This window comes from Prauserella shujinwangii (assembly GCF_003001955.1).
Classification (GTDB): Bacteria; Actinomycetota; Actinomycetes; order Mycobacteriales; family Pseudonocardiaceae; genus Qaidamihabitans; species Qaidamihabitans shujinwangii.
The window spans coordinates 577,995-598,995 of record NZ_PVNH01000002.1; the positions used below are offsets into that span (position 1 = coordinate 577,995).

Consider the following 21,001-nt stretch of genomic DNA (forward strand, 5'->3'; position numbering starts at 1 on the left):
TCGTTGTCCTTCCGCTCAATCCCGCGCGGAGACGCCGAGAAGGTCGCGAGCGATCATCCAGCGATGAATCTCCGCCGTGCCGTGCCCGATTCGCCACAACCGGACCTGCCGGTAGAAGCTCTGGATCGGCAACTCCCTGCTGTAGCCGAGGCCCCCGAGGATCTGGAGGCATCGGTCGGTGACCCGCTGGGCCATCTCCGTGGCGAACAGCTTGGCCATGAACGCCTCCCGGCCCACCGAGCCGCGTTCGTCGTAGAGCCACGCGGCGCGATAGACCATCATGCGCGCGGCCTCGAGCTCGGTCACCGAATCGGCGAGCATCCACTGCACGGCCTGCCGCGTCGCCAGCGGCTTACCCCAGGTGACCCGGTTCTTGGCCCACTCGACTGCGATGTCGATACAGCGCTGCGCGATGCCCAATTGGTACGCGGCGATCTTCAACCGGCCGTGGGTGAGCTGGTCCTCGGCCAGCGACCAGCCCTTGCCGACGTCGCCGAGGCGCTGACCATCGGGTACCACGCAGTGCTCGAACGACAGCTCGTAGGGTTCCCAGTCGTCTCCCATGGTCGGAATGGGCCTGGACAGCTGGAAGCCCGGTGTGCCCTTGTCCACGAGAAAGCACGTGACGCCGCGAGCTCCCAGTTCCCGATCGGTCGTCGCGAACACGATCACGAAATCGGCACGCTCGGCGCCGGAGATGAACGTTTTCGTACCGTTGATCACCCAGCTGTTCCCGTCACGGGTCGCCGTCGTACGGATAGCCGCCAGATCGGATCCGCCACCGGGCTCGGTGAACGCGTAACAGCAACGCTTCGCGCCCTCGACGATCGGTTGCAGGTAGCGCTCCCGCTGCTCCGGTCCGGCGTGGTAGAGCACCGGCTCCGGACTGCCGCCGAACTCGAACATGGCCGGGTGCTTGAACAACTCCTCGGCCACCAGGCATGCGGCCAGCGCGCCCAGTCCCTGCCCGCCGTGCTCCTCGGGTACCTCGAGCGCCCAGAACCCCTGCTTCCGCGCGGTCTCCTCCAGCGCCGTCCGCACGACCGGATCCAGCCGGCCTGCCCGCAGGAAGTCCTGCTCGAGCGGCATCAGTTCCTTCTCGCGGAACCGCCGCACTGATTCGACGAACAGGGAGAGTTCGTCCGGGACAGAGAAATCCACGCCGATTCCTTTCGCCCTGAAGACGGGGACCATCCGGCACGTCGGGTAAGCCGCCCGACCGGTCGGTCGAGACAATGACACAGGCGACAGGGTGGAGTCAACCGACCGCAGTGAGCGCTGCTGCTTCGACGTAGAGTATTTGCTGGTAAGAGCTTGCCGGCAGTGACGGTCATCCTTAAACTGCCGTCTCATCTCGATCGACCGACTAGTCGATCGACTACCGAACATCGCCACGCGACAAGGAGGTCGTCATGGCCGAGATTTCCGGCGCCATCGACTCGCCGGCACCCGCCGTCCACCGAGAGCAGGTGGAAGGCGCCTGTCCCCGCTGCGGAGCCCACGAGCTCCGCGCCTATCCGGTACTCAGCGAAGGCGGCTGGTTCCAGGCCGTGAAGTGCGACCGGTGCCTGATGTCCGTGCGGCGGACGCCGTGGGCGTTGCTCGGCCCGGTCCAGCTCACCTCGACCGGGCTCGAACTCGAGTGATCATCCCGCCCCAGCCGCCGACCAGCGAGAAAGCGAGGACATCCAGTGTTTGGTGTTGACGTAGGAGGCACGTTCACGGACGTCGTGGCCGTGAACGACGGTGCGATCCGGACGGCGAAGGTGCCGACCGACCTGCACGACACGGCCCGCGGTGTGCTCCGTGGAGCCGACGAGATCGGCGTGGGCGACGCATCGGTGTTCAACCACGCGAGCACGCACGGTCTCAACGCGGTGATCACCCGGCAACTGCCGAAGGTCGCGTTCCTGACCACCCTCGGGCACCGCGACATCCTGGACATGGGCCGGACATGGCGCCCGCCGGAGGGGCTGACGAATCCCGGGTGGCGCCGCTCGTTCGGTGACGCGGCCAGGCCGCTGGTTCCCCGGTACCTGCGCCGGGGCGTGCGGGAACGCCTGACGGCCACCGGCGAGGAGCTGATCCCGTTGGACGAGGAACACGCCAGGGAACAGCTGGCCGTGCTGCGGAGATGCGCGGTGGAGGGAGTGGCGATCTGCCTGCTCAATTCCTATGTGGACGGCAGGCACGAGCTGCGGTTGCGCGAACTGGTCCGCGCGGAGCTCGGTGACATCCCGGTCTCGGTGTCGAGTGAGGTGTCCCCGCTGGCCAAGGAGTTCGCGCGGGCATCGACGACTGTCGTCGACGTCCTCATGAAGATCATCTACGGCGAGTACACGAAGCGGCTCGACGAGGGGCTGCGCCGGCTCGGCTTCGCCGGTTCGCTCAACTTCGCCGACTGCGCGGCCCGCCTGATCCCAGCCGAGATCGCCATGGAACACCCGTTCCGGATCGTGTTCGCCGGGCCAGCGGCCGGGACGATGTCCAGCGCGCACTTCGGGCGTGTGGTCGGCGCCCGCAACCTGCTGTGTTGCGACGTCGGCGGCACGTCGTGCGACATCAGCCTGGTCACGGACGGCGAGCCTTTCGTCGACACCACCTTCGAGCTGGAACACGACCTGGTGGTGAACACGCTGTCCAACGATGTGTCCAGCATCGGAGCGGGTGGCGGCAGCCTCGTCCGCATCGACTCCGTCGGCGAGCTGCGGGTCGGTCCCGGCAGCGCGGGTGCGGAACCCGGTCCGGCGTGCTATGGGCTCGGCGGGACACAGCCCACCATCACCGACGCGTGCTTGCTCGCCGGCATCCTCGACCCCGGCGGGTTCGCGGGTGGGCGCATGCGGCTGGACCCGGATGGCGCCAGGGCGGCGTTCGAGTCCCTCGACTGTGGACTGACGCTGGCGCAGCGGGTCCGCTACGCGTTTGACATCGGCGTGCACAACATCGCCGAAGGGCTGTTCAACGTGGCCATCAAACGCGGCATCGACCCGCGCGACTACAGCCTCATCGCCTACGGCGCCGCGGGCCCCATGCTGCTGCCCGCCGTCCTCGAGCAAATGCGGGCACGCGAGCTGATCATCCCGCCCTATCCGGGCCTGTTCTCCGCACTGGGGCTGGTCAGCTCCGACCGCGTCTACTCCGACAGCCGCAGCGCATACCAGATGCTCACCAGCGACACCGCAGCGAGCATCGACACAGTTTACCGGCAGATGGAGGAGGCGGTGCGCGACCGGCTCGCCCCTGCCGACCGCGAACGCGCGGTCTTCGTGCGGACTTTCGACGGCAGGTTGCACGGCCAGACCTGGGAGACCCCGTTCGTCGAGGTACCGGCCGGGCGCATCACCCCGGACTCGGTCGACTCGATGATCGCGAACTTCCACAAGTCCTACGCCGAACGCTGGGGACACGCGTTCGAGGCACTGCCCGTCCAGGGCGTGACCTACCGGGTGCACGCGGTCGTGCCCTCGCCGAAGGTGTCCTACCCGGAAGCGCCGGTGACGAGCGGCAGGGCCCCGCAGCCGACCGGCAAGGTCGTGCTGCGTCACCTGTTCGACGACGAGGTGCCCGCGGCGGAGTACGACCGGGAGGCGCTACGTGCGGGCGACCGGCTCCCCGGGCCCGCGGTCGTCCGCGAACCGACGTCGACGACGTTCGTACTCCCCGGCCAGACCGCCGAGGTCGGCCGGTACGGCGAGCTGCACATCACCAAGGCCTGAGAGGAGTTCCACCCATGACCGACGACGTGGCCGCGGTGCAGCGGCTCCGTGACCTGGACGACGAGGCCTTCGGACTGCGCTACGGCGCCGACCGCTTCACCGTCTCCGTACTGGCGAACCGGCTGCAGTACGTGGTCGAACACATGTGCAGCGGCCTGCTCACCAACGCCTTCTCCCTCATCCTGCGCGACTGGTACGACTTCGCCGCGACCGTGTCCGGACCACCAGGAGAGGGCTACCCGATGAGCTCGGTGAGCAACAGCCTCGCGGTGTTCTTCGGCACAATGGCCGACGGCCTGCGCAACACCGTCGAGGAGTTCGGACCGGACGAGCTGGCCCCCGGCGACCTGCTCATCTGCAACGATCCCTACCGCACGGGCACCCACGTCAACGACGTGCTCTTCATCCGGCCGGTGTTCCACGAGGGCAGGCTGGCGGCGTTCGTCTCCCTGCGCGCACACCAGCTGGACATGGGCGGAGTGGTGCCGGCCGGGTTCAGCGCCACCAAGCGTGACGTCTACGAGACCGGACTGGTGCTCGCGCCCCAACTGCTCTACCGCAACGACAAGCCGGTGCGCTCGACATTCAACCTGATCTTCGACAACGCCCGCTTCGGCGCGCTGCTGCTGCCCGACATCAAGACGATCCACCAGAACCTCAAGCTGGGCGAACGGCTCATCACCGAGAGCATCGAACGGTACGGGTTGCCCGCCTTTCTCGGTGCGATCCGGTACCGGTGCGACGTCTCGGCCGAGTCGATGGCCGATGCGCTCGGCACCGTCCCCGACGGCGTTTACGAAGGCGAGGAGCACATCGACTGCGACGGCGCCGACGATAGCGTCGAGTACCGGGTGCAGGTCCGGATCAGCAAGGTCGGCCGCGACATCGAGATCGACCTCAGCGGCACCTCCCCGCAGGCACGGACCAGTATCAACGCCAGCGTCCTCGACACCAAGACCGCCGTGGGCATGGCCTTGAAACTCCTGCTCGACCCGTCGACACCGTTCACGTCCGGCACCTACCGGCCGGTGGACATCGTGCTGCCACCGGGAACCGTGGCGAGCGCGGTGCCACCCGACGGCGCGGTGTTCCTGTTCTGGGAGGGGTCGGGCCCGGTGCTGCTGGCGATCTTCCGTGCGCTGGCGAGCGCACTGGGGGAGCGCGCGGTCGCGGGCGACTTCGGCTCGCTGTCCATTCACAACGCCAACGGAATGCTGCCCAACGGGATGCCCTGGGTCACCACCGCACAGTGCGGCGGCGAGCACGGGCCGTGGGGAGCCACCAGGCACGGTGACGCGGACAACTACTCGGTCCCCTACCTCGCGAACAACCTCGACCCCGCGACGGAGGCGATCGAGTCCGACGTGCCGGTCGTGGTGCTGCGCAAGGAGTACACGGCGGACACCGCGGGCGCCGGCACCCACCGCGGTGGTGCGGCGGTGCTGAAGGACACGTTGTGGCTGGCCCCGGCCGAGCACTGGTCGAGTCCGCTGCACACCAAGCGGTCCAGTGGTTTCGGAGTGCACGGTGGACGGTCCGGAGCGGCCGGTGCGGTCTGGCTGTTCGGCAAGGACGCCTGTGATGTGGGAGGCGAGGGCAGGCTCCTCGGCACCGAGGACGCCGTCTACGCGAACGCCGTACCGGTGGCCGGCGTGCTCGACCCGGAAACACATGTGCGCGATCTCGAACACGGCCGGTACTTCTACTTCGCCAGCACGCCGCACTGGCGCACCGAGCCAGGCGCGATCTTCCGTTACCTCACCAACGGAGGCGGCGGCTGGGGTGATCCCCGCGAACGGGATCCGGAGGCCGTCCGCCGCGACGTCCGGGACGGCTACGTCACCATCGAGGGTGCCGCACACCACTACGGGGTGGTCGTGACCGGCGATCCCGAAACCGACCCGGAAGGTGTACGTATCGACGCCGATGCCACGGCACGGCTGCGGTCCGTAGAAGGGAACGTCCGATGAACGACCAGGGCTGCGTGGTCGTCACCGGAGGCGGTTCGGGCATCGGCCGAGCCTGCGCGCTGCGCCTCGCCGGATCCTGCCTGCCGGTCGCCGTCCTCGACCAGGACGGCGACACGGGCGGCGAGACGCTCGCGGAGATCGAGAAGGACGGCGGCGCGGGGCTGGCGTTCGCGCTCGACGTCACCGACGACGATGCCGTCGCGGGCGCTGTCCGCGACACCGTGGCCGCGTTCGGACCGCCCCGCGTGCTGGTCAACTGCGCGGGTATGGGTGTGCGCAAGGACCTGCTGGGCACGAGCGTGGCGGAATGGCGCAGGGTGGTCGACGTCAACCTCACGGGCTACTTCATCCTGCTCCGCCACGTCGTCCCCCCGATGCGGGACAGTGGTGGCGGGTCGATCGTGCAGATCGCATCGATCGCAGGCCACATCGGCTACGGGTACCCGTCGTACACGGCGGCGAAGGGCGGAGTGCTCGCGATGACTCGCCAGCTTGCCGGCGAACTGGCGCCCGACCGGATCCGGATCAACTCGGTCAGCCCGGGAGTCGTGCGGACCGGACTCAACCGGGACACGCTGTCGCAGCAGACAATCCGGGACGCCACGCTCGGCAACATCCCGGTGGGCCGGCTCGGCGACCCGGGAGACATCGCCGGGGCGGTCGCCTTCCTCGCGGGACCCGACGCGGAGTTCGTCACGGGAGCTGACCTGGTGGTGGACGGCGGGATGATCAGCCGTATCCACTGGGGCCAAGTGGGCGAGCGGTTCGGCAACTTCCACGCGGAGCGTTGACGGATGGCCCGGGCGCCGTCGCCCGGGCCATCCCTCAGGCACTCAGCCCACCGTCCACGACGAGTACCTGCCCGGTCAGGGCCCGCACATTGGTGCGCGGAGACGGAGAACGTCACTGGCCGACGGATCCAGTTTTTGAGTTATGATTCAATAACAGGGCGAGGCCCCGACGAGGAGAGGCGGGAACCATGGACCTCCCACTCCGAGACCACGTCGCCGTTGTCGCCGGAGCGACCCGCGGCTGTGGCCGTGCCATCGCCGTGGAGCTGGGCGCTCTCGGTGCCACCGTGTTCGCGGCAGGACGCTCCACACGGGAGCGGCGCAGCGCGCTGGACAGGCCGGAGACGATCGAGGGGACCGCCGAACGCGTCAGTTCCGCCGGCGGTCGAGGTATCCCAGTCCGGTGCGATTTTCTCCGACAGGAAGACATCACCGCGCTGCGTGACGAGGTCGCTGCGCGGACCGGTGGACACCTGGACGTGCTGGTCGACGACGTCTGGGGCGGTGACCCCCTCATCGAATGGGACGGACCGTTCTGGGAGCAGGACCTCGAACGCGCCGTGCACGTGTGGCGCAACGGTCTCGAGACCCATCTGCGCACCGTGCACACGTTGCTGCCGCTGCTGGTCTCCCGCGCGGGCGGCCTCCTGGTCGAGGTCACCGACGGCGTCGCGGACGGCAACTCGGGATCGCTGGTCTATGACCAGGTCAAGTGTGGCGTGCGCAGGCTCGCCAGCGGACTGGCGGAGCAGCTTCCGGCCCACGCGGCCACGTCGGTCGCCGTGACACCGGGTTTCCTGCGTTCCGAAGCCATGCTCGACCACTTCGGGGTCGCCGAGAACGGCTGGCGCGACGCGATCCGGACCGATCCGCATTTCGTCCTGTCGGAGACGCCACGTTACCTCGGCCGGGGAGTCACCGCGCTGGCCGCGGACCCGGACCGTTCCCGCTGGAACGGCCAGGTCGTCACGTCACACGCCCTGGCTGACTGCTACGACCTCACCGATGTCGACGGTTCGCGGCCGGACTGGCCGCGGTGGATGCGTGAGGTCGTGGCCACGGGTACCGATCCCTCGGAAATCGATGTCAGCTCCTACCGCTGAGCCCGCTGCGATGCCGGGGTGCGGCGGCGGCTGCGAGGCAGGCGGTGGCCGCAGTGGCCGCGGCGGCGAGGTAGCCGGCGGAGAAGGTGCCGAGTTGGCCGAGGGTAAGGGTGGTGGCGACCGTGGCCAGAACGGCGAGTCCGGTGGCCGACCCGAGTTCCTGGGCGGTGTTGACCAGGCCGGTTGCGCGGCCGTGGTCGCTTTCGGGCACGGCCGTGGCCAGCGAGCAGGTGGGGGCGTAAAACAGCCCGTTGCCAATGCGAGCAGCGCCAGTCCCGGCAGGACGAACTGAGCAGCACACAGCAACGACAACAGCACCACACCGGCACGCGTCCACCCCGCCGTGGCGACCATCCCCGGCCCCCTCGGTTTCCGTATTGCCACTCAGCAATTCAACCTGTACTGAATCGAGACTCAATATCTCCCGTTGCGCTGTCCACAGTGCTCCGCGCCCCTGCGCTCGAACACGCCGCCGACGGCTGGTTCACTGACTCCATGGCACGCCCGCGGAAGGTCTCCGACGCCGAGCTGCTCGCCGCCTGCGCGAGCGCGATCGGCCTGCACGGGCCCGGATTCACGCTGGCGCACGTCGCTGCCGCCGCCGACGTCTCCGTCGGGACCGTCGTCGGGCGCTTCGGCTCCAAGCACCAGCTGCTCGTCACGCTCATGGAGACGGAGACCGCGACGCTGGGGCAGCGGATGCGTGCCGCGGGCGAGAAGGCGGCGAACCCGGTCGATGCGGTGAAAGCCGCCGTCCTGGCGACATCCGACGGCATCGACGACCCCGCCACCACGGCGAACCACCTCGCACAGCTGGGTGCGGACCTCGCCGACCCCGACCTGCGACGCCGACTGGCCGCACATCGGCAGGTCATCCGGACGGTGCTGACCGAGTTGGTGGCGACCGCCGGGCTACCGTCGGCGCCCCCTCCCCGGCAGGCCGGCGCCATGCTGGCCGCGCTCGTGCACGGCGCTCAGGTCGACTGGGCACTTCAGCCGAAGGGCAGCCTGCACAAGCGAATCCGCCGGGACGTCGACATCCTGCTGGACGGCTGGGCCCGGACCGAGAAACGGTAGTCGAGCATCACCAGGCGTCGAGCACCTTCGATGAGATGAATCCGCGGGCCGGAGCGCCGAAATCCCGGCAACCGGCCGGGTGCCGTTCTTGGCCATCCCTTCGGCTGACGGAAGTGGCCGACGGAATCCCCACCGCGACACGCTGGGTCCGCTGAGCCGAGGCACGGCTGTGGCAGCCGACGAGCCGCGAGGCCGACCACCGGCTGACTCCGCGCTACTGGTTGGCCACGGGCCGTCGCCCCGGCCGCGGGAGCTCAGAGAATCCCCAGGTCACAGGCGAGCCGGCAAGGGGACTCGAACCCCTGACCTACTGTTTACAAGACAGTTGCTCTACCAACTGAGCTATGCCGGCCTGGCCCGCGGTCCGACGGGCCCGCGCCCACTATATAGACCGCGCCACTCGGCGATGCCGAACGCCCTGGCAGCGAGCTACATTGGCGGCGGCCCCGGTGAAGATCGAACGTGGTGAACGCCACTCCGCTGAATCTGCAACGGGCGGGGTGGGCTGGTCGATGGTCTCCCGGGAACTGCGAGGAGGTAGGGAATGAAGATCGGCTCGCGCGGGCGGGCGGCGGCCAACCGCCGGCACGCGTGGCAGATCCTGGAGGCACCGGCCGAGGACCACCACGACAAGCAGAGCGCCCGCCGTCGGCGCGGGCGTGAGACGCGCGAGCGCGCCTGGCACATCCTCGAGGCTCCCACCGGCGAGCTGCCCGCCGTCGAGACCACCACGGCCATGGGCCCGGAGGTGGTCGACGAGGCCACCGTGCACTTCGTCCTCGACCTGGCGCTCCGCATCGGCGAGGTGCAGATGGCCAACGGTGCGGGCGCCTCCGACGCGACCGCCACGATCCTCGCCATCACCGGCGCGCTCGGCCTGCCGCACTGCGAGGTGGACGTCATCTTCACCTCGATCACGGTCAGCTGCCACCGCGGCAGCGACCTGCCTCCGGTCACCGCCCTGCGCGTGGTGCGTTCCCGCAGCCTCGACTACACCCGCCTCTCGAACACCGAGCGCCTCGTCCAGCGGCTCATCCGGCGGCAGATCAGCCCCGAGGACGCCTACACCGAACTGCACTACATCACGGACGCCAAGCATCCCTACCCGCGCTGGGTGTCCACGCTGGCGTGGGGTGGCATGGCCGCCTGCATCGCGATCCTGCTGGGCGGTGACCATTGGACGGCGCTCATCGCGTTCGGTATCAGCGCGCTCGTCGACCGCGTCGGCAGGCTGGTCAACAAGACCCGGCTGCCGTTCTTCTTCCAGCAGGTCATCGGCGGCCTGGCCGCCACGCTGACGGCCATCCTCGTCGTCAACGTCGAGCTGGTCCCGCTGGAGAGACCGACCCTGGTCGTCGGTGCGGCCCTGACGGTGCTGCTGTCCGGGCTGTCCACGGTGTCCGCGGTGCAGGACGCCATCACCGGCTACTACGTGACGGCCGCGGGACGCAGCCTCGAAGTGATGCTGATGAGTGCCGGACTCATCACCGGTGTCGCGTTCGGCCTCGAGCTGGCGTCCTCGCTCGGCGCCGAGCGCACGCCACCGCCCTCGACGTCGGTGCTCGACCCACCCGACGTCTACGTCGTGATGCTGGCGGGCTCGGGCGCCGCCGCCTGCTTCGCGCTCGCGTCCTACTCCCGGTTGCGTCCGCTGCTGGTCGCCGGCGTGGCGGGGGCCGTGGGCGCCGCCACCTTCGGCATCCTGCGGGTGTTCGAGGTCGACCAGATCACCGCGTCCGGCGTGGCCGCCACCCTCGTCGGTCTCGGCGGCGGCGTGATGTCCCGCAGGCTGCGGGTCACGCCGCTGGTCGTCGCTGTGTCCGGTATCACCCCGCTGCTTCCCGGCTTCTCCACCTACAGCGGCCTGTCGCAGCTCGCCAGTGGCGGCAGTCTGGTGACGTTGATGTCGGCGGTCGCGATTGGGCTGGCACTGGCCGCGGGAGTGGTTCTCGGCGAGTTCCTCGCGCAGCCGTTGCGCACCGGTCTGGGCCGCCTGGAACGCAAGCTCGCCGGCCCCCGCATGGCCGGTCCGCTGGATCCTGGACGGCGTCTCGACTGACCGGATCGCGATAGTGTTCTAGGTATGCCAGCAGCGGAAACGACGGAGCATTCGCACGCACGGGCCGAGTTCGTGGTAGTCGCCAACCGGCTACCCGTCGACCTGGAGCGCTCCGCGGACGGCACCCAACGCTGGACGCAGAGCCCCGGCGGACTCGTCTCGGCGCTCGAGCCCTTCCTCCGGTCCCGCAAGGGCGCCTGGGTCGGCTGGCCCGGTGTGCCCGACGTGGACGTGGACGAGTTCACCGACGAAGGGCTGGTGCTCCACCCGGTCTCCCTGAGCTCCGCCGAAGTACGCGACTACTACGAGGGGTTCTCCAACGCCACGCTGTGGCCGCTCTATCACGACGTCGTGGCCAGGCCGATCTTCGACCGGAGCTGGTGGGAGAGCTACGTCCGCGTCAACCGCCGCTTCGCCGAGGCCGCGGCGGCGGTCGCGGGCGAGCGGGCCACGGTGTGGGTGCAGGACTACCAGCTGCAGCTGGTCCCCACCATGCTCCGGGAGCTGCGGCCCGACCTGCGCATCGGCTTCTTCCTGCACATCCCGTTCCCGCCGGTGGAGCTGTTCATGCAGCTGCCGTGGCGGGCCGAGATCGTGCGCGGCCTGATCGGCGCCGACCTGGTGGGCTTCCACCGGCCCGGCGGTGCGCAGAACTTCCTGTGGCTGGCCCGCCAGCTCATCGGCCTCGAGCCCAGCCGGGGTGCCGTCGGCGTGCGGTCCAGGCCCGGCATGGTGCAGGTCGGTGACCGGACGGTCCGCGTGGGCGCGTTCCCGATTTCCATCGACGCGGCCGGTCTCGACTCGCTGTCCCGGACCAAGGCCGTCGGTGAGCGCGCCGCGCAGATCCGCGCCGACCTCGGCGACCCGAAGAAGGTCCTGCTCGGCGTCGACCGGCTCGACTACACCAAGGGCATCGACCTGCGCCTGCAGGCCATGCACGAGCTCCTGCAGGAGGGCCGGATCAAGCCGGACGAGGTCACGTTCGTCCAGCTGGCCACGCCGAGCCGGGAGCGGGTGGAGCACTACCAGCGCATGCGCGGCGAGATCGAGCAGATGGTCGGGCGCATCAATGGCGAGTTCGCCCGTGTCGGTCACCCGGTCGTGCACTACCTGCACCAGTCGGTGAACCGGACGGAGCTCGCCGCGTTCTTCTCCGCCGCCGACGTCATGGTGGTCACCCCGCTGCGCGATGGGATGAACCTCGTGTGCAAGGAGTACGTCGCATGCAGGCACGACCTGGGCGGTTCGCTCGTCTTGTCCGAGTTCGCCGGCGCGGCGGCGGAGCTGAGCAGCGCTTTTCTGGTGAACCCGCACGACCTTGACGGGGTGAAGAACGCCCTGGAGGCGGCTATTACGCTCGACCCCGCTGAGGGTCGGCGTAGGATGCGCGCCTTGCGTCGTCAGGTCCTCACGCACGACGTCGACAGGTGGGCGCGTTCGTTCCTCGAAGCTCTCGGGTCCGAGCCGGCCGCCTGACCCCGCTTCGACCACCCTGGAAGCTCCCGAGGAGGAGTGTTGACCGCCGAGGCCCTGCCCGCTGAGCTGCGGCGTGCGATCGTGCAGATCGCCCGCACGCCGCGCCTGCTGGTCGCCTGCGACTACGACGGCACGCTGGCTCCGATCACGGCCAACCCCGACGAGGCCCGTCCCCGGCCGGAATCGGTGTTCGCGCTGCGATCGCTCGCCGGACTGCACGAGACCACCACCGCGGTGATCTCGGGCCGTGCCCTGCGTGACCTCGCCACGCTGTCCCGCCTGCCCGCCGAGGTCCACCTCGTCGGCAGCCACGGCTCCGAGTTCGACATCGGCTTCGTGCACGAGCTCGACCCCGAGGCGCGGCGGCTGCACCGCAGACTCGAGCAGGAGCTGGAGCGGATCACCGAGGGGGTGCCCGGAGCGTCGCTTGAGGCCAAGCCAGCCAGCATCGCGGTGCACGTCCGCAGGGCGGAACGGGACGCCGCGCACCGGATCCTCCAGGAAGTCCACAATGGTCCGTCCACGTGGGAGGGCGTCTCGACGACCGACGGCAAGGAGGTCGTGGAGCTCTCGGTCGTGCAGACCGACAAGGGCAACGCACTGGACACCCTCCGTCACCAGGTCGGCGCCACCGCGGCGATGTTCCTCGGCGACGACGTCACCGACGAGAAGGCGTTCGCGCGGCTGACCGGGCCGGACCTCGGCGTGAAGGTCGGCGACGGGGAGAGCCTGGCGCAGTACCGCGTCGCCGACACGGTCGACGTGGCGACGATCCTCGCCTTCCTGCTCGAGGAGCGGCGGAACTGGCTGTACGGCGAGCAGTCGCCACCCATCGAGCGGCTCACGATGCTGGCGTGCGAGCGCTCGGTGGCCCTGCTGACGCCCGACGCCAAGCTGACGTGGCTGTGCCACCCCGGCCCGGACGCGCCCGCGGTGTTCGCCGACCTGCTCGGCGGGCCCGCGGCGGGGCACTTCACGATCAACCCGCACCGCAACGGGCTCCCGCTGGGGCAGCGCTACCTGCCGAACACGATGACCGTGGAGACGCGGTGGTCGCGGCTGCTGGTCACCGACTACCTGGAGCCGGAGAGCCCGCCGCACCGCACCGACCTCGTGCGCGTCATCTCCGGCGAGGCCACGGCTTCGGTCGTGTTCGCGCCGAGGCCGGAGTTCGGCGGTGTGCCCGTCCGGTTGCTGCAGGAGGAAGACGGCCTGCGTGTGCTGGGCACGTCCGAGCCGTTCGTCCTGCGGGCACCCGGCGTGCAGTGGGAGATCACGAGCGACGGGCTGCACGACACGGCGACCGCGCTGGTGCAGCCCACCCCGGACGCTCCGGTGGTGCTCGAGCTGCGCTGCGGCACCACCGACCTCGGCCCGCACGAGCTGCCCGAGCTGGACCGGCGGGCCAGGGCGGGCGCGCACTGGAGCAAGTGGGCGACCTCCTTGAAGCTCCCCAGCGTGGAGCCGGAGCTGGTGACGCGCTCGGCGCTGACCCTGCGCGGGCTGGTCGACGCGGAGACCGGCGGCATCATGGCCGCGGCCACCACGTCGCTGCCGGAGGAGATCGGCGGCGTCCGCAACTGGGATTACCGGTACTGCTGGGTCCGCGACGGCGCGATGACCGCGCGCGAGCTGGTCGAGCTCGGCTCGATCGAGGAGGCCGAGGGTTTCCTGCGCTGGCTGCACGGGGTGCTGTCCACGCTCGCCGGGCCCGAGCGGCTGCACCCGCTGTACACGCTCTCCGGGACGCAGCTCGGCGCCGAGGCCGTGATCGACTCGCTGCCGGGTTACAAGGGCTCCCGGCCGGTGCGCGTCGGCAACCTGGCCAACCACCAGGTGCAGCTCGACGTGTTCGGCCCGGTGGTGGAGCTCGTGGTGACGCTGGCCGAGGCACGGGGCGAGCTGCGGGACGAGGACTGGCAGATGGTGCGCGCGATGGCCGAGGCGGTGAAGCGGCGCTGGGCGGAGCCCGACCACGGCATCTGGGAGGAGCGGCACATCCCGCGGCACCGGGTGTACTCGCGGGTCATGTGCTGGGTGACGATCGACCGCGCCATCAAGCTTGCCGAGGTCTACCACCGGGAGGTCCCGGCAGGCTGGCCCGAGCTGCGTGACGAGATCGCGCACGACGTCCTCACCAACGGGTGGAACGACGAGGTGCGGGCGTACACCACCGCCTACGACGGCACCGACCTCGACGCGGCCTCGCTGTTCGTCGGTCTCGCCGGGCTGCTCGACCCGCAGGACGAGCGCTTCCAGTCCACGGTGACCGCGATCGAGGCGGAGTTGCGCAGCGGGTCGACGGTGTACCGCTACCGGCGGGACGACGGGCTGCCCGGCGACGAGGGCGGCTTCCACCTGTGCGCGGCCTGGATGATCGAGGCGTACCTGCTGACGGGCAGGCGCACCGAGGCGGAGGAACTGTTCGAGCAGCTGGTGGACGCGGCCGGGCCGACGGGCCTGCTGCCGGAGCAGTACGACCCGATCGCGGAGCGGTCGCTGGGCAACCACCCGCAGGCCTACTCGCACATCGGCCTGATCCGCTGCGCCCGCCTCCTGTCCCAGTAACCCTGTTGGCAGTGAATGGCACATTGCCTGCGTTGAAGGCAGGCAATGTGCCATTCACTGCTGTAGTTTCACGCCGCATCGCCCAGTCTGACGGGTGGGCGCGGCCGGGCTGACGCAGCGCGATATGCGGTTCGCAACTCGCGAAGCACCGCTGCGGTGTCGTTCAACAGCCGCGAAGGCAGGGTTTGCACGACGCTGACACCAGCCTCCGCGTAGCGCGTGTTCCGCGCGAGAGTTCTGGCATAGTCCGCGCCGTAGAAGTGGAACTCCACAGAATCGATCTCCCAGCCGAGGCCGACGTCGTCCCACCACGCGTCAGGGCAGGCGATGTACCGGCCGCTCCGATCGAAGATGTCCCGGTTCCAATGCGTCGGCTGAACTTCCAAACCGGCGGCGACACGGCGCGCATGGAACTCTGCGACGGATCGGACATGGTTGATCTCCGCGAGCACTCGCCGCGGAATGGCCGTCCCCCGCTTGGTTCCGCGGTCGAGTTCGTATGACAATGCACGCGGTGCGCATCGTCCACGCTGCACGGCTTCGACAAGGAGCGTCACCACCGGTTCGAACGCTCTCAACTGTCGGGCGGCGTCGGTGACCGACCGTATGAGTGGTGCCAGGGGGAGATCGGCCCGGAACACCGGGGCCGGCATTCGCCACGTTCGCTCGACGGTGAGGAACTCGCTGCTGATGGCCTTGTATCTCTGTGGCAGGAGTACGTGAACTCGGCCGTCGAGCGGTAGCCTGGCCGCCCGCAAGCCATGGCGACGACATGCCTCGGCTCCGGTGAGTACCCCACGCGAACCGCAATACAACATCGCTGCGACAGCCTTCTGGTCCGCGGTGGGCGAGGACTTCTGTAACACGACGACGCCGGGCAACAGCCGCTGCCAAGGCCCGTCCGGCAGGCACCTCCGATACACGGTGCTGCTCGACATGCCCATCGCCTCGAGCTCGGCTGCCCTGATAACGCCAAGCCAGCTTCGTTCCACGAGAGTTTCCGGCCGGTCGGCCCATCTTCCCCTTTTCACGCACCGAATACTCGGCCGACAGGGGTACTCGCAGAATCCCGGCTTCGCCAACCTGTGGACAACCCTCACCCTGTGGATAGTTCAGCCGGGCAGTGAATGGCACATTGCCTGCGCTCAACGCAAGGAATGTGCCATTCACTGCCCGGGGACAACAGGGGGTTAGCCGCCGGCTACGGAGGGGATGATGACGATCTCGGTGCCGGGGCGCAGGTGGGTGGCCGGGCCGTCGAGGCGGCGGCACTCCTCGCCGTCGACGTAGAAGTTCACGTACCGGCGCAGGGTGCCCCGCTCGTCCCGCAACCGGCGCTCCAGCCCGGGGTACCGGCGCGCGAGGGCGTCGAGCGCCTCCCCCAGCGTCGCGGCGGTGACCTCGACCCTCGCCTTCCCCTCCGCGAGCCCGCGCAGCACCGACGGCAGGCCCACCGAGACGGTCGAAACGGCGGCGTCCACTCAGATCACCGCGGCCCGCACGCAGAACACATCGGGCAGGTGCGCCGCGACGAGGCTCCACGTCTCGCCTTCGTCCGGGCTTCCCCACACCTCGCCCGACCGGGAGCCGAAGTAGATGCCAGCCGGGTCGGCGTCGTCCGCGCACATGGCGTCCCGCATCACCGCCGACCAGAAACCGGCCTCCGGCAGCCCCTTCGCCAGGCCGGTCCACGTGGCCCCCGCGTCCTCGCTGCGGTACACGCGGCACCGGCCGTCCGGCGGGAACCGCATCATCGAGGAGTCGATCGGGAAGTTGTACACGACCTCGGGCCGGTGCGGGTGCGCGACGATCGGGAATCCGAAGTCCACCGGCAACCCGCCCGCGATCGACCGCCACGACGCCCCGCCGTCGTCGCTGCGGTAGACACCGCCGTGGTTCTGCAGGTACTGCCGGTCGGGGTCGGTGGCGTCGACGGCGACCTTGTGCACGCACTGCCCGTATTCCGGGTACTGCTGGTCCTCCGGCATGAAGTCCGCCTTGATCCCGCTGTTGGACGGGTGCCAGGTGTGGCCGCCGTCCTCGGTGCGGTACACGCCGCCGGTGGACATCGCCACGCTCATCCGCCGTGGGTCGGACGGGTGCGGCAGGATCGTGTGCAGGACCTTTCCGGCGCCGCCCGGCTCCCAGCGCTCCCGGTGCGGGTGCTCCCACAGCGCGCGCACGAGCTGGTACGAGCGGCCACCGTCCTCGGACCGGAACAGCGCCGAGGGCTCCACTCCCACGTGGACGACGTCCGGCTCCGGGCCGTACGCGAACTGCCACACGCCCTCCAGCGCGGCGCCGGTGTCGGCCGGGAACGCCACCGGCGCGTCGTCGGGCTCGCTCCACGTGGCCCCGAGGTCGTCGCTCGTCACGACCGTGGGTCCGAAGTGACTGTTGAGCACCCCCGCGGACAGCCGCGGCGTGCCCCGCCGCAGGTCGATACCGATCGCCTTCACGTCCGCCACCGGGAACAGCGGACCGCTCAGGTCCCACGTACGTCTGTCGCGGCTCCGCGCGAGCCAGAGCCCCTTGCGGGTGCCGATCGCCAGCAGCGTCTCCATCATCGTCTCCCCTGGTGAGCGCTTGTGAGCAGAGTCACAACGCACCGTACGCCCGGGCACCGACATTCCGGAACGCCCGAGCGCCCCGAGGGCAAGACTGGGGCGTGACGACCGTGCCGACGACCGGCCAGCCCGCGCTCGAACGGCCCGATCTCGGGGGTGCCGACGCCGCCGAGTTACTGGCCGGGCTGTACGACGCGCACGCCAGGGGCCTGCACCGGTACCTGTCCCGCAGGCTGGCTCCGGCCACGGCGGACGACCTGGTGGCGGAGACCTTCCTCGCCGCATGGGCGGGCCGCGCCGACTACGACCCGGCTCGGGGTACCGCGCGGGCGTGGCTGTACGGCATCGCCACGAACCTGCTCCGCAGGCACGCCCGCCAGGAGGTGCGCGGCCTGCGCGCGCTGGCGCGGGCGAACGGGAGGGCGGCGATCACCGAACCGCTCGACACGGCCGCGGCCAGCAGGGTCGACGCCGAGGAGGTGCTCGGCACCGTCGCGGGCACGCTCGCCGGGCTGCGCCGCGAGGAACGGGACGTGCTGCTGCTCGTGGCCTGGGCCGAGCTCACCCCGGCGGAGGCGGCCGACGCCCTCGGCATCCCGCCCCGGACGGCCCGCACCAGGCTGCACCGGGCCCGCACCAGGCTCCGGAACCGGCTGATGACCGAGGAGGCCGACCGTGACTGACGTCGACGAGCTGATCCGGCGACTCCGCTCCGGCGGCCCGGCCATGTCCGAGCGGGCGTTCGCCTCGGGCCGCGAACGCCTGCTCGACGCGATGGCGAGCGAGCGGGCGCCCCGCCGCGCCCGGCGGCGCCTGCTGCCGGTGGCCACCGCGGCCTCGATCGCCGTCCTGGCCGCCGGGGTGGTGGCGCTGTCCGGCGCACCGGCGACCGCACCGCCCGCGAGCCCGCCGGGCACCGCCGAGGCCCCACCGCACGCCCGCCCACTGCCGCCCCTTTCCGACACCCCGCGCAACGAGGCCGGGACGCTCGGCACGGACATCTCGGACCTGCCGGTGCCACCCGGCGACTACCTGTACATCGAGGAGCGGACGACGGGACTTCACCGCGACGAGGTGACCCGGACGTGGATCCCCGCCGACCGTTCCGGCACGTGGCAGCGCACGACCGGGGACGGCACCGTGCGCGGTCCTGGTGGGCGGTTCGATACGAAGAACGTGGGCTGGCGGCACCCGGACGCCGCGTTCGCCGCCGGGCTGCCGCGCGACGCGCGAGCGCTTTACCGGCAGCTGGCGGCCGACCAGTGGCCGCGCGTGGACGCGCAGGCCGAGGCCTTCCACAAGATCACCGGGCTGCTCGCCGAAGCCGTGCCCGCCGACCTGCGCCGGGCGCTGTACGGGGCACTCGGCTACCTGCCGGACGTCACGGTCGAGCGCGGCGCGAGGACGGCCGACGGCCGCCCCGCCGTCGGGGTCCGTATCGACGAACGCCCACTGCACCGGCGTGTGCTGCTGGTCGGCCCGGAGACGGGGTTGCCGATCGGCAGCAGGCTGGTCCAGCTGGTCGACGCGCGCTCAGCCGCGGACGGGCACCTGGTGCGCGCGGGCACCGTCGTCGCCGAGAGCACCGTCCGGTACGCGGTGGTAGGCCAACTGGGTGACAAGCCGTGATGCGGGCCACGGCGAGGGAAATACCAGGTGAGGGCCGGGTCGCTCGTCGGGGGGCGGCCCGGCCCCTCATCGCACCGGCACGTGCCGGACCGCGTTCAGCGCGCTGCCGACGTCGCCGACCTCCAGCACCCGGATGCCGTCGGGCAGCGGCCCCGGATCGGGCGGGACGAGCGCGTGCGTGAAGCCCAGCCGCACGGCCTCCGCGAGTCTCCTGCCCACGCCGGTGACCCGGCGCACCTCCCCGGCCAGCCCGACCTCGCCGATGGCGACCAGCCGAGGCGACAGGGCCTCGTCCCGGAAGCCCGACCACAGCGCGAGCGCGATCGCGAGGTCGACGGCGGGTTCGGTGACCTTCATGCCGCCGACCGTCGCGGTGTAGACGTCCTTCTTCCCGAAGACCATGCCGCCGCGTTTGTCGAGCACCGCGAGCACCATGCCCACCCGCGCGGAGTCCAGGCCACTCACCGCTCGCCGCGGCTGCGCGAGCGTGGTGTCCGCGACGAGGGCCTGCACCTCGCCGAGCAGTGGGCGCTTGCCCTCGACGGTGACGGTGACGGCGGTGCCGGGCACGGCCTCGGCGTGCCGGTTGAGGAACAGCCCCGACGGATCGGGCACGCCGACGATGCCGTCGTCGCGCAGTTCGAAGCAGCCGATCTCGTCGGCGGCGCCGAAGCGGTTCTTCACTCCGCGCACCATCCGCAGGGTCGAGTGCCGGTCGCCCTCGAAGTGCAGTACGACGTCGACGAGGTGTTCCAGCAGGCGCGGGCCGGCGACCGAGCCCTCCTTCGTGACGTGCCCGACCAGCACGACGGGCAGCCCGCGTTCCTTGGCCAGCGCCACCAGTCCCGCCGCCACCGCACGCACCTGCGTGACCCCGCCGGGAGCGCCCTCGGCCTGCGGGGAGGCCATGGTCTGCACCGAGTCGACGATCAGCACGCCGGGCTTGACGTCGTCGACGTGCCCGAGCAGCGCGGACAGGTCGCTCTCCGCGGCCAGGTACATGCGGTCGTGGACGTTGCCGGTGCGCTCCGCGCGGAGCCGCACCTGGCCCGCCGACTCCTCACCCGTGACGTAGAGCGCCGGGCCCGCGGTCTCCCCCGCCGCCCAGCGGTAGGCCACCTCGAGCAGGAGGGTCGACTTGCCGACTCCGGGCTCACCGGCGAGCAGCACCACCGCGCCGGGCACGAGCCCGCCGCCGAGCACGCGGTCGAGTTCGGACACCCCGGTGGGCCGGGCGCGAGACGCCTCGACGTCCACCTCGCCGATGGGCCGCGCGGGCGCGCTCGGCGCGCCGGCCGCCACGCGGGCGATGGCCGGACGGGTGTCCCCGCGTTCCTCGATGGTGCCCCAGGCGTGGCACTCCGGGCAGCGGCCGACCCACTTCGCGACCTCGAGGCCGCACTCCGCACAGCGGTAGCTGATCGCTTTCTTCGCCACGGCCCGACGTTATCGGCAGGGGCCGACAGTCAGTGCTCCTCCGCCCCGCCGCCGTGCTCTTCCTCGCGGGGGTGCGCCGGCGCGGCGATCGGCATGTCGAGCGTGACGGACCCCGCCTCGCGGAAGACGAGGGTGACCTGGATGGTCTCGCCGGGCCGCAGGCCGTAGGTCAGCCCCTGCAGCGTCATCTCGGCGTGCAGGTGGCTGTCCAGCTCGGTCTCGACGGGGCTGATCGTCAGCGCGCCCTGGCCGGGGATGGTGCGCTCGCCGTCGATCACGACCTGCTGCGCGAACTGCGACCTGGCCGACACCAGCTGGTCGTCGGTCAGCCCCTGGTTGGTGATCACCATCTCGGCCTCGGCGTCGGAGCCCGCCGGGTAGTAGGAGGCACCCTCCTGGCTGGCGTCCTCGGGGTACAGCAGCTCAGCGTCCCGGACCGTGATGCTGTCGGCGGTGGCCATCGCGCCGTTGACCGCCGCCTCCATGGTGTCGGTCTGGGTGATCTGCCCGGCACTGCACCCCGCGAGGACCACGGCGGCAGCGCAGCCGAACGCGGCGGCACCCACCCTCCGGCGCTGTGTCATCTCTGCGAGTCCCTCCTAGCT

At 70.5% G+C, this 21,001-nt stretch carries 18 protein-coding genes and 1 tRNA gene; 11 read left to right on the forward strand and 8 right to left on the reverse strand.

All coding sequences use genetic code 11. The annotated features are described in order from the left end of the window. Window positions 1-15 precede the first annotated feature (15 nt). The gene (locus B0I33_RS06145; RefSeq protein ID WP_106177542.1) at window positions 16-1,161 is read right to left on the reverse strand and encodes an acyl-CoA dehydrogenase family protein; all 1,146 of its coding nucleotides are present in this window, start codon (window positions 1,159-1,161) and stop codon (window positions 16-18) included. A gap of 251 nt (window positions 1,162-1,412) precedes the next feature. Here B0I33_RS06145 and B0I33_RS06150 point away from each other — a divergent pair, with 251 nt between their 5' ends. The 5 genes from B0I33_RS06150 (at window position 1,413) to B0I33_RS06170 (ending at window position 7,583) form a co-directional block, all read left to right on the forward strand. After that, window positions 1,413-1,646, forward strand: coding sequence for a hypothetical protein (locus B0I33_RS06150; protein ID WP_106177543.1), 234 nt, complete (start codon window positions 1,413-1,415; stop codon window positions 1,644-1,646). Between the two features lie 45 nt (window positions 1,647-1,691). Beyond that, window positions 1,692-3,719 (forward strand): hydantoinase/oxoprolinase family protein, encoded by a 2,028-nt coding sequence (locus B0I33_RS06155; RefSeq protein ID WP_106177544.1) that lies wholly within the window; start codon window positions 1,692-1,694, stop codon window positions 3,717-3,719. Between the two features lie 14 nt (window positions 3,720-3,733). Continuing rightward, on the forward strand, window positions 3,734-5,689 hold the full coding sequence (locus B0I33_RS06160) for a hydantoinase B/oxoprolinase family protein (protein WP_106177545.1): 1,956 nt from the start codon (window positions 3,734-3,736) through the stop codon (window positions 5,687-5,689). Beyond that, window positions 5,686-6,480, forward strand: a complete 795-nt coding sequence (locus B0I33_RS06165) for an SDR family NAD(P)-dependent oxidoreductase (RefSeq protein WP_106177546.1) — start codon at window positions 5,686-5,688, stop codon at window positions 6,478-6,480. Before B0I33_RS06160 ends, B0I33_RS06165 begins: the two co-directional genes overlap by 4 nt. Before the next feature lie 188 nt (window positions 6,481-6,668). Continuing rightward, a complete protein-coding gene (locus B0I33_RS06170) occupies window positions 6,669-7,583 on the forward strand; it encodes an SDR family oxidoreductase (RefSeq protein WP_106177547.1) in 915 nt (304 codons plus the stop codon). On the opposite strand, the gene B0I33_RS06175 is transcribed toward B0I33_RS06170, so the two are convergent. Then, a complete protein-coding gene (locus B0I33_RS06175; protein WP_106177548.1) occupies window positions 7,567-7,794 on the reverse strand; it encodes a hypothetical protein in 228 nt (75 codons plus the stop codon). The genes B0I33_RS06170 and B0I33_RS06175 overlap by 17 nt on opposite strands. Window positions 7,795-8,078: 284 nt before the next feature. Between B0I33_RS06175 and B0I33_RS06180 the strand changes: the two genes are divergently transcribed. Next, window positions 8,079-8,660 carry a TetR/AcrR family transcriptional regulator gene (locus B0I33_RS06180; RefSeq protein ID WP_146147462.1) on the forward strand — a complete coding sequence of 194 codons (582 nt, stop codon included), beginning with the start codon at window positions 8,079-8,081 and terminating at the stop codon, window positions 8,658-8,660. Between the two features lie 279 nt (window positions 8,661-8,939). Here the strand turns inward: B0I33_RS06180 and B0I33_RS06185 are convergent. Further along, window positions 8,940-9,012 (reverse strand) — tRNA-Thr (locus B0I33_RS06185). 192 nt (window positions 9,013-9,204) lie between these two features. Between B0I33_RS06185 and B0I33_RS06190 the strand changes: the two genes are divergently transcribed. The 3 genes from B0I33_RS06190 to otsB are packed head-to-tail and all read left to right on the forward strand — an operon-like array spanning window position 9,205 to window position 14,763. Continuing rightward, entirely contained in the window at window positions 9,205-10,719 is a 1,515-nt protein-coding gene (locus B0I33_RS06190) for a threonine/serine exporter family protein (protein WP_106177550.1), read from the forward strand. A 24-nt stretch (window positions 10,720-10,743) separates the two neighbouring features. Then, window positions 10,744-12,195 carry an alpha,alpha-trehalose-phosphate synthase (UDP-forming) gene (locus tag B0I33_RS06195; protein ID WP_106177551.1) on the forward strand — a complete coding sequence of 484 codons (1,452 nt, stop codon included), beginning with the start codon at window positions 10,744-10,746 and terminating at the stop codon, window positions 12,193-12,195. A gap of 39 nt (window positions 12,196-12,234) precedes the next feature. Next, the gene (gene otsB, locus B0I33_RS06200) at window positions 12,235-14,763 is read left to right on the forward strand and encodes a trehalose-phosphatase (protein ID WP_106177552.1); all 2,529 of its coding nucleotides are present in this window, start codon (window positions 12,235-12,237) and stop codon (window positions 14,761-14,763) included. Between the two features lie 68 nt (window positions 14,764-14,831). Here otsB and B0I33_RS06205 read toward each other — a convergent pair whose 3' ends face one another. The 3 genes from B0I33_RS06205 to B0I33_RS06215 all read right to left on the reverse strand — a co-directional run bounded on the left by B0I33_RS06205 (window position 14,832) and on the right by B0I33_RS06215 (window position 17,327). Next, on the reverse strand, window positions 14,832-15,755 hold the full coding sequence (locus tag B0I33_RS06205) for a hypothetical protein (protein WP_245900466.1): 924 nt from the start codon (window positions 15,753-15,755) through the stop codon (window positions 14,832-14,834). 198 nt (window positions 15,756-15,953) lie between these two features. After that, a complete protein-coding gene (locus B0I33_RS06210) occupies window positions 15,954-16,244 on the reverse strand; it encodes a MoaD/ThiS family protein (RefSeq protein ID WP_219927137.1) in 291 nt (96 codons plus the stop codon). Further along, complete coding sequence (locus B0I33_RS06215) at window positions 16,245-17,327, reverse strand: WD40/YVTN/BNR-like repeat-containing protein (protein ID WP_106177553.1); 1,083 nt, start codon at window positions 17,325-17,327, stop codon at window positions 16,245-16,247. Between the two features lie 104 nt (window positions 17,328-17,431). On the opposite strand from B0I33_RS06215, the gene B0I33_RS06220 reads away from it, so the two are divergent. Beyond that, entirely contained in the window at window positions 17,432-18,013 is a 582-nt protein-coding gene (locus B0I33_RS06220) for an RNA polymerase sigma factor (protein WP_106177554.1), read from the forward strand. Then, window positions 18,006-18,959, forward strand: a complete 954-nt coding sequence (locus B0I33_RS06225) for a CU044_5270 family protein (RefSeq protein WP_106177555.1) — start codon at window positions 18,006-18,008, stop codon at window positions 18,957-18,959. Before B0I33_RS06220 ends, B0I33_RS06225 begins: the two co-directional genes overlap by 8 nt. A gap of 66 nt (window positions 18,960-19,025) precedes the next feature. Here B0I33_RS06225 and radA read toward each other — a convergent pair whose 3' ends face one another. After that, window positions 19,026-20,396, reverse strand: coding sequence for a DNA repair protein RadA (gene radA / locus B0I33_RS06230; RefSeq protein WP_106177556.1), 1,371 nt, complete (start codon window positions 20,394-20,396; stop codon window positions 19,026-19,028). A gap of 29 nt (window positions 20,397-20,425) precedes the next feature. Continuing rightward, window positions 20,426-20,980 carry a copper chaperone PCu(A)C gene (locus B0I33_RS06235; protein WP_106177557.1) on the reverse strand — a complete coding sequence of 185 codons (555 nt, stop codon included), beginning with the start codon at window positions 20,978-20,980 and terminating at the stop codon, window positions 20,426-20,428. Window positions 20,981-21,001: the final 21 nt, after the last annotated feature.